Source organism: Bisbaumannia salifodinae (assembly GCF_055388505.1).
This window is the reverse complement of the sequence record NZ_AP043781.1, coordinates 1,867,248-1,882,270: the sequence shown is the minus strand read 5'-3', so window position 1 is coordinate 1,882,270 and position 15,023 is coordinate 1,867,248. Positions and strand designations below refer to the sequence as shown.

16 protein-coding genes are annotated in these 15,023 nt (G+C 68.4%); 8 read left to right on the top strand and 8 right to left on the bottom strand.

Annotated features, from left to right (window positions below; translation table 11 throughout):
- The first annotated feature begins 55 nt into the window (after positions 1–55).
- From ACZ5EF_RS08495 to ACZ5EF_RS08460, 8 genes are all read left to right on the top strand, one after another.
- A complete protein-coding gene (locus ACZ5EF_RS08495; protein WP_346060537.1) occupies positions 56–1,513 on the top strand; it encodes a Na+/H+ antiporter NhaC family protein in 1,458 nt (485 codons plus the stop codon).
- Positions 1,514–1,539: 26 nt separating this feature from the next.
- Positions 1,540–2,652: a class II histone deacetylase gene (locus ACZ5EF_RS08490; RefSeq protein ID WP_346060538.1), complete on the top strand. Its 1,113-nt coding sequence runs from the start codon at positions 1,540–1,542 to the stop codon at positions 2,650–2,652.
- A 90-nt stretch (positions 2,653–2,742) separates the two neighbouring features.
- Positions 2,743–3,537: a helix-turn-helix transcriptional regulator gene (locus ACZ5EF_RS08485; protein WP_346060539.1), complete on the top strand. Its 795-nt coding sequence runs from the start codon at positions 2,743–2,745 to the stop codon at positions 3,535–3,537.
- A 21-nt stretch (positions 3,538–3,558) separates the two neighbouring features.
- Positions 3,559–4,131, top strand: coding sequence for a histidine phosphatase family protein (locus ACZ5EF_RS08480; protein WP_346060540.1), 573 nt, complete (start codon positions 3,559–3,561; stop codon positions 4,129–4,131).
- Positions 4,132–4,215: 84 nt separating this feature from the next.
- Positions 4,216–4,611: a type VII toxin-antitoxin system MntA family adenylyltransferase antitoxin gene (gene mntA / locus ACZ5EF_RS08475; protein ID WP_346060541.1), complete on the top strand. Its 396-nt coding sequence runs from the start codon at positions 4,216–4,218 to the stop codon at positions 4,609–4,611.
- Positions 4,601–5,038, top strand: a complete 438-nt coding sequence (hepT, locus tag ACZ5EF_RS08470; protein ID WP_346060542.1) for a type VII toxin-antitoxin system HepT family RNase toxin — start codon at positions 4,601–4,603, stop codon at positions 5,036–5,038. Before mntA ends, hepT begins: the two co-directional genes overlap by 11 nt.
- Positions 5,039–5,125: 87 nt before the next feature.
- Positions 5,126–5,845: an RNA methyltransferase gene (locus tag ACZ5EF_RS08465; protein WP_346060543.1), complete on the top strand. Its 720-nt coding sequence runs from the start codon at positions 5,126–5,128 to the stop codon at positions 5,843–5,845.
- Positions 5,846–6,183: 338 nt separating this feature from the next.
- Positions 6,184–7,284, top strand: coding sequence for an aminotransferase class I/II-fold pyridoxal phosphate-dependent enzyme (locus tag ACZ5EF_RS08460; protein WP_346060544.1), 1,101 nt, complete (start codon positions 6,184–6,186; stop codon positions 7,282–7,284).
- Positions 7,285–7,500: 216 nt separating this feature from the next.
- Here the strand turns inward: ACZ5EF_RS08460 and ACZ5EF_RS08455 are convergent, their stop codons facing one another.
- The 8 genes from ACZ5EF_RS08455 to ACZ5EF_RS08420 all read right to left on the bottom strand — a co-directional run bounded on the left by ACZ5EF_RS08455 (position 7,501) and on the right by ACZ5EF_RS08420 (position 15,015).
- Entirely contained in the window at positions 7,501–8,457 is a 957-nt protein-coding gene (locus tag ACZ5EF_RS08455) for an Lnb N-terminal periplasmic domain-containing protein (RefSeq protein WP_346060545.1), read from the bottom strand.
- A gap of 55 nt (positions 8,458–8,512) precedes the next feature.
- Complete coding sequence (locus tag ACZ5EF_RS08450) at positions 8,513–9,484, bottom strand: branched-chain amino acid transaminase (RefSeq protein ID WP_346060546.1); 972 nt, start codon at positions 9,482–9,484, stop codon at positions 8,513–8,515.
- 88 nt (positions 9,485–9,572) lie between these two features.
- On the bottom strand, positions 9,573–10,688 hold the full coding sequence (locus ACZ5EF_RS08445; protein WP_346060547.1) for a class II histone deacetylase: 1,116 nt from the start codon (positions 10,686–10,688) through the stop codon (positions 9,573–9,575).
- Positions 10,685–11,626, bottom strand: coding sequence for a bifunctional Delta(1)-pyrroline-2-carboxylate/Delta(1)-piperideine-2-carboxylate reductase (gene lhpI / locus ACZ5EF_RS08440; RefSeq protein ID WP_346060548.1), 942 nt, complete (start codon positions 11,624–11,626; stop codon positions 10,685–10,687). Before lhpI ends, ACZ5EF_RS08445 begins: the two co-directional genes overlap by 4 nt.
- Before the next feature lies 1 nt (position 11,627).
- Complete coding sequence (locus tag ACZ5EF_RS08435; RefSeq protein WP_346060549.1) at positions 11,628–11,984, bottom strand: RidA family protein; 357 nt, start codon at positions 11,982–11,984, stop codon at positions 11,628–11,630.
- 161 nt (positions 11,985–12,145) lie between these two features.
- Entirely contained in the window at positions 12,146–13,180 is a 1,035-nt protein-coding gene (locus tag ACZ5EF_RS08430) for a histone deacetylase family protein (RefSeq protein WP_346060550.1), read from the bottom strand.
- Positions 13,181–13,195: 15 nt separating this feature from the next.
- The gene (locus ACZ5EF_RS08425; RefSeq protein WP_346060551.1) at positions 13,196–14,473 is read right to left on the bottom strand and encodes a TRAP transporter large permease; all 1,278 of its coding nucleotides are present in this window, start codon (positions 14,471–14,473) and stop codon (positions 13,196–13,198) included.
- A complete protein-coding gene (locus ACZ5EF_RS08420; protein ID WP_346060552.1) occupies positions 14,470–15,015 on the bottom strand; it encodes a TRAP transporter small permease in 546 nt (181 codons plus the stop codon). The genes ACZ5EF_RS08425 and ACZ5EF_RS08420 overlap by 4 nt, the downstream gene beginning before the upstream one ends.
- Positions 15,016–15,023: the final 8 nt, after the last annotated feature.

Here is a 15,023-nt window from a genome sequence, read left to right as displayed (position 1 = left end):
CTGGCGTCACCACACCTCCTCAACAACAGCTATCTACAACAACAAGGTGAACGCAATGGACAAGGCGACTTCCCATCCGCGTGGGCATGGCCTGCGCGCCGATAGCGGCCTGCGCCGCGGCTTGATCTTCCTGGCGGTGGTCCTGGTGGCCAGCTTGAGCGGCCACTGGCTGGCCGCCGGGGAGCACTACGGGGCCTATGTGCTGCTGCCTACCCTGGTGGTGATCAGCATGGCGCTGATCACCCAGCGCACCCTGGAGGCGCTGCTGGCCGGGGCCCTGAGCGGTTTTATCCTGCTCTCTCCCACCACCGCCGTCCAGGAGATGGCGGTCACCGGCCTCGCGGTGATGCAGGATCCCACCATGGGCTGGATCATCCTGGTCTGCGGCCTGTTGGGTAGCCTGATCGGCCTGCTGCAGTTCGCCCGGGGCACCGAGGCCTTCAGCCGCAGCGCCGGACGCTACCTGACGACCCGCCGCGGCGCCATGCTGGGCAGCACGGGCCTCGGCGCGCTGATCTTTATCGACGACTACCTCAACGCCATGACCGTCTCGGCGGCCATGAAGCGGCTCTTCGACAAGCTGAAGATCTCCCGCTCCATGCTGGCCTATATCGTCGACTCCACGGCGGCGCCCATCTGCCTGCTGATCCCCTTCTCCACCTGGGCCATCTACCTGGCCGGCCTGTTGGAGAGCAACCGGGTGGCCGACTCCGGCCAGGGCTTCGCCTATTACCTCGGGCTGGTGCCCTACCTCTTCTACCCCTGGGTGGCACTCGTCCTGGTGATCCTGGTGGCCCTGGGGGTGGTGCCGGTGCTGGGCCGCATGAAGGCCGCCGAGCGTGGCGAAGAAATGCGCCTGGACGATGACGCCCAGGCCCAGCAGGAGGAGGCCTGCACGCAACGCCCGCCGCGGCTGATCAACTTCCTGCTGCCGGTGGCCACCCTGCTGCTGGCCACCTGGTGGTTCGATATCGATGCGCTGATCGGGGTGGGATTCGCCCTGCTGGTGACTTTGGCGCTCTATGTGGCCCAGGATATCGCCCCGCTGAACCGCCTCTTCGATGAGCTGCTGGCCGGCTTCCAGCAGATGCTGCTGCCCCTGGGCATCGTCTTCGCCGCCTTTATGCTGCAGTCGGTGAACGAGTCCCTGGGCCTGACCGAGACGCTGATCGGCTGGGTGGAGCCGCTGATGCGCGGCGCCTGGCTGCCGGGCATCACCTTCCTGGTGCTGGCGGGGCTGGCCTTCTCCACCGGCTCCTTCTGGGGCGTCTATGCCATCGCCTTCCCCATCGTGATTCCGCTGGCCCTGGCCACCGACGCCTCCCTGCCGCTGACCCTCGGCGCCATGATCTCCGCCGGCGCCTTTGGCTCCCACGCCTGCTTCTTCGGCGACTCCACGGTGCTCAGCGCCCGGGGCTGCGGCATCTCGCCGATGCAGCATGCCCTGACCCAGCTGCCCTATGTGCTGCTGGCGGCAGCGGTCAGCGCCATCCTCTTCTTCCTGCTCGGCTAACCAATAATTTCCCAAGGAGACACGCCATGCGCCGTACCGCCTTCGCCTTTCACGAACACTGCCTGTGGCATGACGGTGGCCCCTGCTCGGTGTTCGCCGAACCCGGCGGCCATGTGCAGCCCGCCGGCGCCGCCGAGCACCCGGAGACCAAGCGCCGCCTGCGCAACCTGCTGGAGGTAACCGGCCTGATCGACGAGCTGGTGCCCATCAAGGGCGCCCCCGCCGAGGAGACCGACCTGCTGCGCTTCCATACCCGCGACTACCTCGACCGCCTGGCGGCCATGAGCGAGCGGGGCTTCGGCGATGCCGGCGAGTGCGCGCCGCTGCGCAAGGACAGCTACGCGATCGCCCGGCGTTCCACCGGCCAGGCCATCGCCGCCATGGACGCCGTACTGCGCGGCGACTGCGACAACGCCTATGCCCTGTGCCGGCCACCGGGCCACCATGCCGAGCGCGACCGCGGCCGCGGCTTCTGCCTGCTGGGCAATATCCCGGTGGCGGTGATGACCATAATGGAGCGCCACGGCATCCGGCGGGTGGCGGTACTCGACTGGGACGTCCACCACGGCAATGGCACCCAGCAGGCCTTCTGGGAGCGCGACGAGGTGCTGGCCATCTCGCTGCACCACGACAGCAACTACCCGGTGGACAGCGGCGGCCTGGCGGAGCGCGGCGAGGGGCCGGGCTTCGGCCATACCCTTAACGTGCCCCTGCCCGCCGGCAGCGGCATCGGCGCCTACCAGGCCTGCCTGGAGCGGGTGGTGATCCCGGCCTTCGAGCGCTTCCAACCGGAGCTGATCGTGGTGGCCTGCGGCTACGACGCCAGCGCCATGGACCCGCTGGGCTGCATGCTGCTCAATAGCGCCGCTTTCGGGCGCATGACCGAGCAACTGGTGGCCGTCGCCGAGCGGCTCTGCGAGGGGCGCCTGGTGATGGTTCACGAGGGCGGCTACTCGGAAGGCTATGTGCCCTTCTGCGGCCATGCGGTGATCCAGGCGTTGTCCGGCAGCGCGACCGCCGCCCGGGATCCGGCCAATGACGAGATCGCCCGGTGGGGTGGCCAGCGGCTGGAGCCCCACCAGGCCGAGCTGATCGGCCGCGCCGCCGACCTGGTGGGCGATATTCGCGGGCCACGGTGAGGTAATGTCCTGGGGCGCCTGACGGCGATGGTATTGACCGGCCAGCAAGGTACAGTAAGGGTCACAACTCCAGGAGTAAGCCCCCGACCGATGATGCCCCCCGCTTCCCTTCCCCCCGCCAGCCTGGCCCCCATGGCCCGGCTGGCGGATCAGGTTCGCTCCCCGGAGTTTCTGACCGGCCTGGGCCAGGCCCTGGAGGCCTATTTCCCGGGCATCAGCCATGCGGTCTTCCACTTCGCGGCCCGGGGCCGGCCCACGGTGCTGGCCCATAACCTCAGCGCCGACCTGGAACGCCGGGTGCTGGCCCCCTATGTGGAGCGCATGTACCTGCTCGACCCCTGCTACCGCTACTGGCAGACCGAGCGCCGCGGCGGCCTGGCCAGCCTGGATGAGCTGGCCCCGGCGGGCTTTCGCCACAGCGACTACTACGCCACCTACTATCGGGACCTGGGCCTCTACGACGAGGCGGCGGCCTTCTTTCCCCTGGACGACGGCGACTGCCTGTCGCTCTCCTTCGGCTTCTATCGCCGCAACCATACCCCTAGCCAGGGCGAGCTGCTGGCCACCCTCGACTACCTCTTCCCGCTGCTGGAGGCGCTGATTCGCCAGTTCTGGCTGGCCAGCAGCCTGCACCTGCCCACCCCGGTCGAGTCGCCCAGCCTGCTGCACAGCTTCGGCCAGGGGGTACTCAGCGAGCGGGAGCGCCAGGTCGCCTGGCTAATCCTGCGCGGCCATACCGGCCCGGAGATCGCCACCGAGCTGGGCATCACCCCCGGCACGGTCAAGAACCACCGCAAGCGGCTCTATGCCAAGCTGCATATCGGCAGCCAGGCGGAGCTGTTCCGGCAATTCATGCTCTTCCAGCACCGCGAGAGCCTGGGGTAGACAATGGAGCAAGGACGACGCATGCCACCACTGACCAATCGCTACCTCTTGATGCGCCACGGCCATAGCCAGGCCAATGCCGCCGGCCTGATCGTCAGCGACCCCGTCCGCGGGGTCGCCGGCTTCGGCCTTTCGGCCCGGGGCGAGGCCCAGCTGGCGGCCTGCCTCGACGCCTGGCAGGGCCCGGCCCCGGACGCCATCTACCACTCCGACTTTATGCGCACCACCCAGACCGCCCAGCGCCTGGCCGACCACTTCGGCCTGACGCTGGCCCCGCACCCGGGGCTGCGGGAGCGCTACTTCGCCGCTCTCGAGGGCAAGGACGACGGCCACTACGCCGAGGTCTGGGCCCGGGACGCCCGGGATCCCGCGCATCGCCATGCCGGGGTGGAGAGCGTGGCCCAGGTGGCCACGCGCCTGACCGCGGTGATCGATGAGCTGGAACGCCGCCACGCCGACCAGACATTGCTGCTGGTCAGCCACGGCGACCCCTTGCAGATCCTGCTCACCGCCCTGGAGGGTCGGCCGCTCGGCGAGCACCGCGACCGCCCGCCCCTGGCCCCCGCCAGCCTGACCCCGCTGTCACGGCACTGATGGGTTGAATCCACAACCGACGGTTGCCACTCCGGTGGACGCCACCGACAATGGGGATATCGATAGGCGACCCAAGGAGCCACGATGGCCATGCAGGAATCTCTGGTAGCGCTGCGCCATGCCCTCTCGAGTATCGACGGCCTCGATTTCGCGACCTTGATCGGTAGCCGCGCCAGGGATGATGCGCGGCCGGACAGTGACTGGGATATCGCCGTCCAGTGGAAAAATGACAACGCATCGGCACTGGAGACCTTGTCACGCAATGAGCGTCTCAAATCCGTCCTGGCTCAGCACTTGGCCTGTGAGCCGGACACCATCGATATTATCGACCTGAAGCGGGCCAACCTGACGATTCGCACCGTAGTTGCCGAAGAAGGCATTCCCTTGGCCGGAGAGGACGACCTGCCATGGATGCGCTTCTTGAGTCGTACCTGGCATGACCTCGAGCATTGGTATCTGGAGCAAGAGTATGCGGCTTGATCTTTATCTGGCGGAAACCCGCCAGTTGGCAGCACGACAGAGTGCCGTCCTGGATCAGGCCGCGGCCTTGTTGGATCAAGGGCGCACTCTGAGTCCGCTGGAGGAGAATGGGGTCCTGCACAGCCTGCAAGTGCTCAGCGAAAATGCCATCGGCAAGGCGAAACATACCCTCAAGGCCATGAATCAACCCGTGCCGGTCTCCGCCTACGATGCCTTCAAGAGCCTATCGGTTCACGGCCGAGTAGACTCCGCCGACCTGCCGATCTGGAACGCCGTGATCGGGCTGCGGAACCGTATCGTCCACGACTACCTGAATCTGGATATCGAGGTCGTGCTCGGTCTGGTTGCCGAAAGAAAGCACCACTTTATTCGTGATTATCTGATGGCCGAGATAGGCGGAATCGACGAACCATCGGACCATGGCTAAAACGATTGGCGCCGCAGGCGCCCGCCCTTTCCCCCGTCACCGTGCTAGAATTTGCCGCCTGTTTTTGATCATCAGGGCCGCTCTGCCATGCTCGCCAATCTTCGCGTCGTCCTCGTCCAGACCTACCACCCCGGCAATATCGGTGCCTCGGCCCGGGCCATGAAGACCATGGGGCTGACGGACCTGGTGCTGGTCAATCCCCGCCAGTTTCCCGACCCGGAGGCGAGCCGCCTGGCCGCCGGCGCCGAGGATATCGTCGAATCCGCTCGGGTGGTGGACTCCCTGGAGGCGGCGGTCGCGGACTGCGTGCAGGTGGTGGGGGCCAGCGCCCGGCTACGCAACCAGCCGCTACCCCACTACGACGAGCCGGATGCCATGGCCCGCGACCTGATCACTCAGGCCGAGCACGACCCGGTGGCCATGGTCTTCGGCCGCGAGCGCTTCGGCCTGACCAACGACGAGATCCGCTGCTGCAGCCATCAGGTCAGCATTCCCGCCAACCCGGATTACGGCATCTTGAACCTCTCCCAGGCGGTGCAGGTCCTGGCCTATGAGGCGTTCAAGGCCTGGCGGCTGCGCCCGGAGAGCGGCTATGAACCCCAGCGTGCCACCCAGGAGCGCCAGCCGAGCCGCGAGCAGTTGGCCCACTTCCATGCCCATCTCTCCCGGGTGATGCAGGCCAGCGGCTTTATCACCCAGCCCCATGCCCGCACCGAGCAGCACCTGCAGGCGCTGTTCGCCCGCGCCCAGCCCAGCCGCAAGGAGCTCTCGCTGCTGCGCGGGCTGCTGGCCTCGCTGGAGCCGTAGAATCCCACTGACGCCGACACCAGGATCGCCCTTCGGGCGATATCGCGCGGAATCCGCGCTCCCACACTAGGCTGGGTGGCCACTGGTGTTGTGGGAGTTCGGCTCTCCGGCGGTCCGACGCTTCGGCGATTGGGCGACGCAGTCGCCCTTGGTGGCAGTCAGGATCGCCCTGCGGGCGATATCGCGCGGAATCCGCGCTCCCACGGTGTGGGTTGCCACTGGTGTTGTGGGAGTTCGGGTTCCCCGGACGATTGGCGCCGCAGGCGCCCCGGCAGGCCCCCATCTCCGCCTGGTTATGGCACCATGGGGCCATCGCTTTCCGGCAACAAGGCTGAGCTATGCCCCGCTTTCCCAAGCATCTGACGGGTTCCGGCCCGACCAACCCCTTCCCCGGCATCAAGGTCCTGGAGCGGCGCCTGGGCCGGGAGATTCCCCATCGCCTGGGCTCCAACGAGGGGCTCGACATGCCCCATCGGGCGCTGCGCGAGCACTTCGGCGATGCCCTGGTGGAGCATGTCTACTGCTACGGCGATGCCGAGGCGCTGGGCATCCGCCGGCGCCTCTCCGTGCAGCTCGCCATCCCGCTGGAGCAGCTGCTGGTGGATGCCGGCGCCGATAGCCTGATCGCCCTGGCGCTGCGCGGCCTGGTCAGTCCCGGTGAGTCGGTGGTGACCACCGCCGGCACCTACCCCACCTTCGGTTACTTCGCCCAGGGCCAGGGGCTCAGCCTGCATGAAGTGCCTTACCGGGAGGCGCCCGGCGTGCTGGCCCCGGACCTGGAGGCGCTGATCGACGCGGCTCACGACGCCGAGGCGCGCCTGGTCTATCTGGCTAACCCGGACAACCCCGGCGGCCATCTCCACGACGACAGCGCCATCCGCACCCTGCGCCAGCGCCTGCCCGAGTACTGCTGGCTGCTGCTCGACGAGGCCTATCATGACTTCCGCGACGATGCCGAGGCGCCCGAGGTCAACCAGGCCCTGGCCGGGGTGGTGCGCCTGCGCACCCTCTCCAAGGCCCACGGCCTGGCGGGCCTGCGGGTCGGCTATGCCATCGCCGAGGCCGAGACCCTGGCCATGCTGATGAAGGTGCGCATCCACTATGCGGTCTCGACCCTGAGCCAGGCCGCCGCCGAGGTGGTGTTGGATCACCCCGAAGAGGTGCGCGCGCATATCCAGGCGGTCAAGGCCCGGCGCGAGCGGCTCGCCGGCCACTTCCGCGAGCTGGGCGCCGAGGTGCTGCCGAGTGCCACCAACTTTATCGCCATCCGCCTGGCCGATGCCGAACTCGCCGAGCGGGTCAATCGCCAGTTGCTGGAGGCGGGCCGACTGATCGCCCGGCCCAATCACCCGGCCCTGGGGCATATCCTGCGCATCACCGCGGTGGAGGACGCCCTGGCCCCGGGACGACTCGAGATCCTCGAGCGGGCCCTGCGCTAGGCTCTCGGGCGAAGTTGTCATGCACCGTTAACACTATCGTTATGGCATTGTCATCTATGCCGACTAGAGTGAAATGGCGGCAAGGGACACTGCCGGACGCCACGCCAGGGACGCGAAGGGCCAGGAGGCCCTGTAGGGAAGGTCGGCACCGGGAGGGTGCCCAGGGAGGGCTAGGACCACCACGCCACCGACGGGAGTCGGCGGCGTTTTTTTTGTTTATTCCCACCCCGGCACGCCCTGGCGAATGCGCCAGGAGAAGTCGTCGGCATCGCCGGCCTGGCGGGCCGCCTCGGTGATATCGGCGCGGGCCTTGAGGGTGGCGAGGGAGTAGCCCGGCATCAGGCCATCCACCGCATGCACATAATCCGCCAGGCGCCCGGTCAGCAACAGCCGGTAGTCCATGGGCAGGCCGTCGACGATGCGCCGCATCATGGCGTAGACGATGGTGGTGCAGTTGGCGGTGATGGTGTGGTAGAAACGCGGCGCCTCGTGCAGGGCATTGGCTTCCGCCACATAGGAGAGCAGCAGCTCGCGCCGCGCCCGGGGCGACATCTCGATCCGGTAGAGGCTGACCCGCTCGCCGCGGTGATTGGTGCGCCCCCCCACCAGGTCGCGCTCCGTGGCGGCGACGATGCTCAGCTCGTACTGCTTGAAGAAACCGGCCAACGACGAGAAGGCCTCGTGTCGCTCGCGGCGGATCTCCACCGAGAAGGTGAGGAAGTCACCGTCGTCGAAGCCGAAGGTCACCATCACATGGGAGATCAGCGGCAGCCCCCAGTTGGAGATCAGCAGGTCCACCGAGGCAAGCCGCGACAGATCGTATTCCCGGGTCTCCCAGTGGGGCTCGCCCGCTTCCCGGTCCTGCCAGCGGAAGTCACGCACCTGGTGGAGGATCAATCGCTCCCCGTCGACCTCGCCCTCGAGCATCTGCGCCACGTCCGCGGCCCAGTCACGCGCGTTGGAAGGGGCCAGGCTAAACCACCAGCCGAGCAGCGCGAGGTGCAACCCGCCCTGGACCAACGCCGCCGTCCAGGGGCTCCCCCGCAAGGCGACGGCCAGCAACGCCAGGCTCAGTCCGCTCCAGGCCAGTGCCCAGGGCCGCCCCGCCTGATAGTCCAGGGCCAGCGCCCCCCAGCCTCCCGAGAGCACCACCAGCACCACGGCCAAGGCCATGCCACCTCCGACACCATGAGTTCGCGCTTATGATGCCAGAGTTGGCGTGAGGGGCCTAAACGGCAGTGAGCCAGTCGCCGAAGGCGCTCAACTCCCCGCCCAGCTCGCCCCGGGTCACCCGCCGGTAGAGTGCCTGCAGGCGGGCGGTCAGCGAGTCGTCGGCGATGGGCTCACCCACCGCCGGCGCCCCGGTCCGGGCGCCGATATGGCGACCGTCCAGCTCGCGCAGCGGCAACAGCTCGGCGGCGGTACCGGTCAGGAAGGCCTCGTCGGCCAGGTAGAGCTCGTCGCGGGTGATGCGCCGTTCGCGCACCTCCATGCCCAGCACCTCGCGGGCCAGGCGAATCACGCTGTCGCGGGTGATGCCCTGCAGGCAGGAGGTGACCTCCGGGGTATGCAGCACCCCGTCGCGGAACAGGAAGACATTGGCCGCCGAGGCCTCCGCCACATAGCCCTCCGGGTCGAGCATGATAGCCTCGTCGAAGCCCGCCTTGACCGCGGTATTGAGGGCCAGCATGGCATTGACGTAGTGGCCGTTGGTCTTGGCCCGGCACAGGCTGATATTGACGTGGTGGCGGGCCCAGGAGGAAGTCAGCGCGCGCAGCCCGACTCGCGCCGCCTGGGGCGAGATATAGTCGCCCAGGTCCCAGGCGGCGATCATCACATGGCTGGAGAGCCCCTTGGCGCGCAGCCCCAGTCCCTCGGCGCCCAGGAAGACGGTAGGCTTGAGGTAGGCGTTGCTCAGACCGTTCCTGGCCAGGCACTGGCGCTGGGCCTGGATCAGCGCCTCGGCGCCGCAAGATAACGGTATATCCAGGGCGTGGGCGCTATCCAGCAGCCGCCGGGTATGCTCCGCCACCCGGAACAGGTGGGTGCCGCCGGGGCCGGCGTAGGCGCGCACCCCCTCGAAGCAGCCCATGCCGTAGTGCAGGCTATGGGTCAGCAGATGGGTCTGGGCCTCCCGCCAGGGCAGCCAGTCGCCGTCGAGCCAGATCCAACCATCCCGGTCATACAGCGGGGTCGTCATAGAGCCTCTCCTTCCAGAGGGTCCGGGAGACGGCGCCGGCCGTCCAGCCGCTGACAAGTTCCCCCATCCCGATCATACAGCGGGGTCATCATAGGGCCTCTCCTTCGAGCATACGCCGCCAGCCGTCGATCAGGTCGCGCTGGTGGGGTTGCAGAGCCTGGTAGCCCCAGGCGGCGATCTCGTCATTCTGGGGGTCGGGCACGGCGGTGCGGCTGCCGGCCAGGGTCTGGATCACCGCATGGCCACACAGCGGCACATAGCCTTCCGAGTAGCCGCCCTCGTGGATCATCACAAGGCGTCCACCGCAGACCCGCTCGGCCAGGGCCTTGACCTGGGCGGTCATGGCCGCGAAGGCGGCGCTGTTGAGCAGCATCTTGCCCAAGGGGTCCTTGGCAGCGGCGTCATAGCCGCAGGCGACAATGATCAGTTCAGGGGCGAAGACCTCCAGGGCCGGCAGCACCAGCTCGCGCACCGCATGGTCGTAGGCGCCCAGGCCCGAGCCCGGCGGCAGCGGCAGGTTGAGGTTGGCGCCCCGCCCCGCTCCTTCGCCGCGCTCCTCGAAGGTGCCGCTGTCCAGCGGGTAGTTGGCGGCCTGGTGGATCGAGACCGTCAGGGTCTCGGGATCGCTATAGAAGGCCGACTGCTGGCCGTTGCCGTGGTGAACGTCCCAGTCGAGGATGGCCACCCGCCCCAGGGGGCCCGTGGCGCGGGCCTGGTGCACGGCGACAGGGATATTGCCCAGCAGGCAGAAGCCGCGGCCACGATCCGCCTCGGCATGGTGGCCCGGCGGGCGACACAAGGCATAGGCGTTGGCCAGCTCGCCCCGGGCCACCGCTTCCACGGCAGCCATGGCCAGCCCTGCCGACTGGCGCGCCGCGGCCAGGCTGCCGGGGGTATAGGGTGCGCAATCGCCGCCGTCGCCGCCGCGGGCCGCGTCCCCCGCCTCCAGGGCATCCAGGTAGGCGGCGGTGTGGAAGCGCTCCAGGGCCCGGCGATCGGCGGGCGGCGCCTTGCGCACCGCCAGCTCGTCGATCAGCCCAGAGACCTCCAGCAGGTTCTTCAGGCGGCGCTTGCTCTCGGGGCTCTCCGAGGCGGGCTGAGGCTGCAGGAAGGCCCCCGGGGCCGAGAAGACCCCGATGGCCCCGGCATCGTGCCAGAAGCAGCGCTCGTGCCAGAAGAAGCCCGTCCCGACGGCCGAACTCATGCCCCGCCCTCCTGGCGCTCCCAGACCTCAATGGCCGCCGCTAGATCCTCCAGCGACGCCCCCACCGACTTGAACAGGGTAATCGCCTGCGGCGAGGAGCGACCGGGCCGGTCGCCACGCAGCAATTCGGCCAGCTCGCCGCGAATGGAATCAAAAGCGAAGGCCCCCTCGTCGATGGCCTGGAGGATATCCCCCGCCTCGCCCCGGGCCCCGGCATAGGTGTCCACATAGACCTCGCTGCGCGCCAGGCAGTCGGCGTCGGTCTCGCGCATGCTGGGGCGGAAGGCACCGATCAGGTCCAGGTGGCTGCCCGGGGCGAGCCAGGCGCCGCGAATCAGCGGCTCGCTGGACAGGGTCACGCAACTGACGATATCCGCCTCCCGGCAGGCCGCTTCGAGATCCCCCACGGCGGCGCTATCGAAGCGCCCGGCGTAGTCGGCGGCGATGGCCCGCGCCTTGTCGGGGTTGCGCCCCCAGACCCGCACCCGCTTGATGGGACGCACCGCGGCATGGGCCTCGATGACCATGGGTGCCAGCTTGCCGGTGCCCACTACCAGCAGGGTCTCGGCATCGTCCCGAGCCAGGGCCTGGGCCGCCAGGGCCGAGGCGGCGGCGGTGCGCCGGCGGGTCAGCTCGCTGCCGTCGAGGCAGGCCAGGGGCCGGCCGTGCTGGCCCTCGCTGAGCAGGTAGACCCCGGCGATGGCCGGCAGGCCGTGCTCGGCGTTCTGCGGGAAGACATTGACCATCTTGACGCCGATATAGCCGGCGGCTTCCCAGGCCGGCATCAGCAGCATGGTGGCCTCGCCGTCGGGGCGATGCATGGCGTGGTGGTGGCGCGGTGGCGCCTCCACGCCCTGGACGAAGGTCTTCTCCAGGCGCGCCACCAGGGCCCGCCAGTCCAGGGCCCGGGCCACCTCCTCGGCACCGATGATGCGCATCTCAGGCCTCCGGCAGGGCGGCGGTGACCATGATCTCCACCTTCCACTCGGGCTTGGCCAGCTTGGCCTCCACCGCGGCGCGGACCGGCGGGCGTCCCGGCACCACCCAGGCGTCCCAGGCGGCGTTCATGGCATCGAACTCGGCCATGCTGGTAACCCAGACCTGGGCGCTGATCAGGTGCTGCTTGGAGGTACCGGCCTCGGCCAGCAGCTCGTCGATACGGGTCAGCACCTGCTCGGTCTGGCCGCGCATCTCGGCGGAGGCGTCGCTGGGCACCTGGCCGGCCAGATAGACGGTGCCGTTGTGCACGGTGATCTGGCTCATGCGGGCATTGCTGTGGTGATAGCTGACGGTCATGGCGTGTCTCTCTCTTCGGTTGATTTTTTCACTAAAGGCGCCTGCGGCGCCAATCACTGGGGGCGACTTCGTCGCCATCGTCCGGAATCCGGACTCCCACAACACCAGTGGCAACCCACAACACCAGTGGCAACCCACAACACTAGTGGCAACTGTGGGGTTCAGGTGGCGGTAAAGCCCGCCATCAGGGCGTGCAGGTTGTCGGCCAGGTACTCGGTGGGGTAGCCCCCCTCCTGCACCAGTACCGTGGGCAGGCCGAGGCCGGCCAGGCGCGCGCCGATGGCGCGGAAGTCCTCGGTCTCCAGGCTCAGGCCGGCCAGGGGGTCGTCCTTGTGGGCGTCCAGGCCGAGGGCCACCACCAGCGCCTGGGGGCGGAAGGCGGCCATGGCCGCCAGCAGCCGCTCCAGGGCGGCCAGGAAGGCCACGCCGTCGCTGCCCAGGGGCAGCGGCAGGTTGAGGTTCGCGCCCTGCCCCTCCCCCTTGCCGGTCTCGTCGGCACCGCCCCAGAAGAAGGGGTAGAAGTCGGCGGGGTCGGCATGCAGCGAGCCGGTCCAGACGTCGCCGCGGGCATAGAAGATGTCCTGGGTGCCGTTGCCGTGGTGCAGGTCCACGTCGACGATGGCCACCCGCGCGAAGCGCTCGCGCAGCACCGTGGCGGCCAGCGCCGAGTTGTTGAGGAAGCAGAAGCCACCGGCGCGCTCCGGCCCGGCATGGTGTCCCGGCGGCCGGCACAGGGCATAGGCGCCCGGCTCGCCGCCCAGCACCGCCTCGGCGGCGGCCTCGGCACTGGCGGCGCTGGCCAGGATGCCGCGGAAGCTGCCGGCACCGATGGGACAGGCCATGTCGTGCAGGTGCCAGCCGGCCTGGCCCACCGGATGGCGCGGGTAGTGATGGCCGCCGCCGCAGGGGTGCACATTGGGCGCCACCAGTTCGGCGGCGCCGGGCAGCGCCTGCCAGCGGGCGTGGATGGTCTCGAGGAAATCGAGATAGCGGGCGCTGTGGATGCGCCCCAGCCGCTCACGCAGCCGCGGGGTATCGGCCTTGGCCGGGGCACTCAGCGAGAGCCCCGCCTGGGCCAGCCCCAGGCTCAGCAACTCGGCGCGCTTGGGCCCCTCCGGCGACGGGGCCGGCGCGCCGCGCAGCAGGAAGGTGGGCGGCGCATGGCGCTCCTGGTCGGGATGGTAGTAGAGCTTCATGGCGTGTCCTTGTCCTTAGCCGAGCAGGGAGGGAATCCAGGTAGAGAGCGCCGGGAAGGCAGCCAGCAGCACGATCACCGCCAGGTAAGCGGTATAGAACGGCAGCGAGGCGATGATAGCCCGCTCGTAGGGCACGTTGGCGATCCGCGCCGCGGTCATCAGCGTCATGCCCACCGGTGGCGTCACGTTGGAAACGTTCAGCACCACGATCATCAGGATGGCGAAGTGCAGCGGGTCGAAACCCAGCTGGATCATCGCCGGCACCAGCACCGGCGCCACCACCACCAGGGCCGGCAGCACGTCCATCACGGTGCCAATCAGGATCAGCAGCAGGCAGACCAGCATCAGCTGCAGGAAGGCGGAGTCGCTGAAGGTGGTGATCAGGCCGGCGGCCTCCCGGGCGATGCCGGAACGGGTCACGAACCAGCCCAGCACCGCCGAGGTGGCCAGCAGGAAGAACACCACCCCGGAGAAGCGTACCGTGACCACCAGCGCCTGCCAGATCTTGCCCCAGGTCAGGTTGCGGTAGAAGGCCACGCCGATGACGATGGCGTAGACCGCGGCGAAGCCGGAGGCCTCGGTGATGGTGGTCAACCCCGAGAGGATGCCGCCGAGGATGATCAGCGGCACCACCATGGCCGGCAGGGCCACCAGGAAGGCGACCACCGCCAGCTTGAACGGGGTGGGTGCCTGCTTGGGGTAGCCGCGCTTCCAGGCCAGGAAGAAGCTGACCAGCAGCAGGGCCAGGGCCATCAGCAGGCCGGGGATGATGCCGCCGGCGAACAGATCGATCACAGAGATATCCCGCAGCAGGGTGGCATAGACCACCATCACCACGCTGGGAGGGATGATCGGGCCGATGATCGACGAGCAGGCGGTGATGGCGGCGGCGTATTCGGCGTCGTAGCCCTGCTTCTTCATCTCCGGGATCATGATCTTGCCGATCGCCACCGTATCGGTGATGGCGGCGCCGGTGAGGCCGGCGAAGAACACCGAGACCGAGATGTTGACGTGGGACAGGGCCCCGCGCACCCGGCCGAAGAGGGCGTTATTGAAGGCGATCAGCTTCTGGGTCAGGCCGCCCTGGTTCATCAGCTCGGCGGTGAAGATGAAATAGGGCACGGCGATCAGCAGGAACCCGGAAACACCGGAGAACATGCGGTCGGCAATAATGCCCAGCATGCGCTCACCGCCCAGGGTGAAGCCGCCCACCAGCCCCGACATGGCCATGACGATGGCCACCGGGGCGCCGATCAGCAGCAGCACCACGAAAGCGAGAATGGCTGGCGTCATCGCGGGGTCTCCGAGTCGGGGGTCTCGATCAGGTCGTGGATGGCCGCCTCGTCATCGATGAAGTGCTCCAGCAGCGCGAAGCCGTGCACCAGATGCAGCAGCATGATGAGGCCGCTCAGGGGCACCACGATGGCGGTGACCTGGCTGGGAATCTGGATGCGATCCGAGACCATGTAGATCTGGGTGGCGTTCTGGAAGAAGCCCCAGCCATACCACACCAGCATGGCGGCGAAGAGCGCCATGACCGCCAGGCAGGCACCGGCGGCCAACTGCACCAGTGGTCGGGGCAGGCTGCGCACCAGCAGGGTCATGGCCACGTGCTCGCCGTAACGCAGCGAGATGGTCATGGAGAGAAAACCGATCCAGGGTAGGAAGAGCCGCGCCAGGGAGTAGGTCCAGCTCAGGGTGCTGCCGGTGAGCAGCTTGTAGAGAAAGGCGGTGAAGGAGATGCCCAGCATGGCCAGGATACAGGCCACGCAGAGCACCACGGCGAGGTGATTGACGCCATCGCTCAATCGACGCAGGGAAACCAGAAGGGTCATGGCAAGCC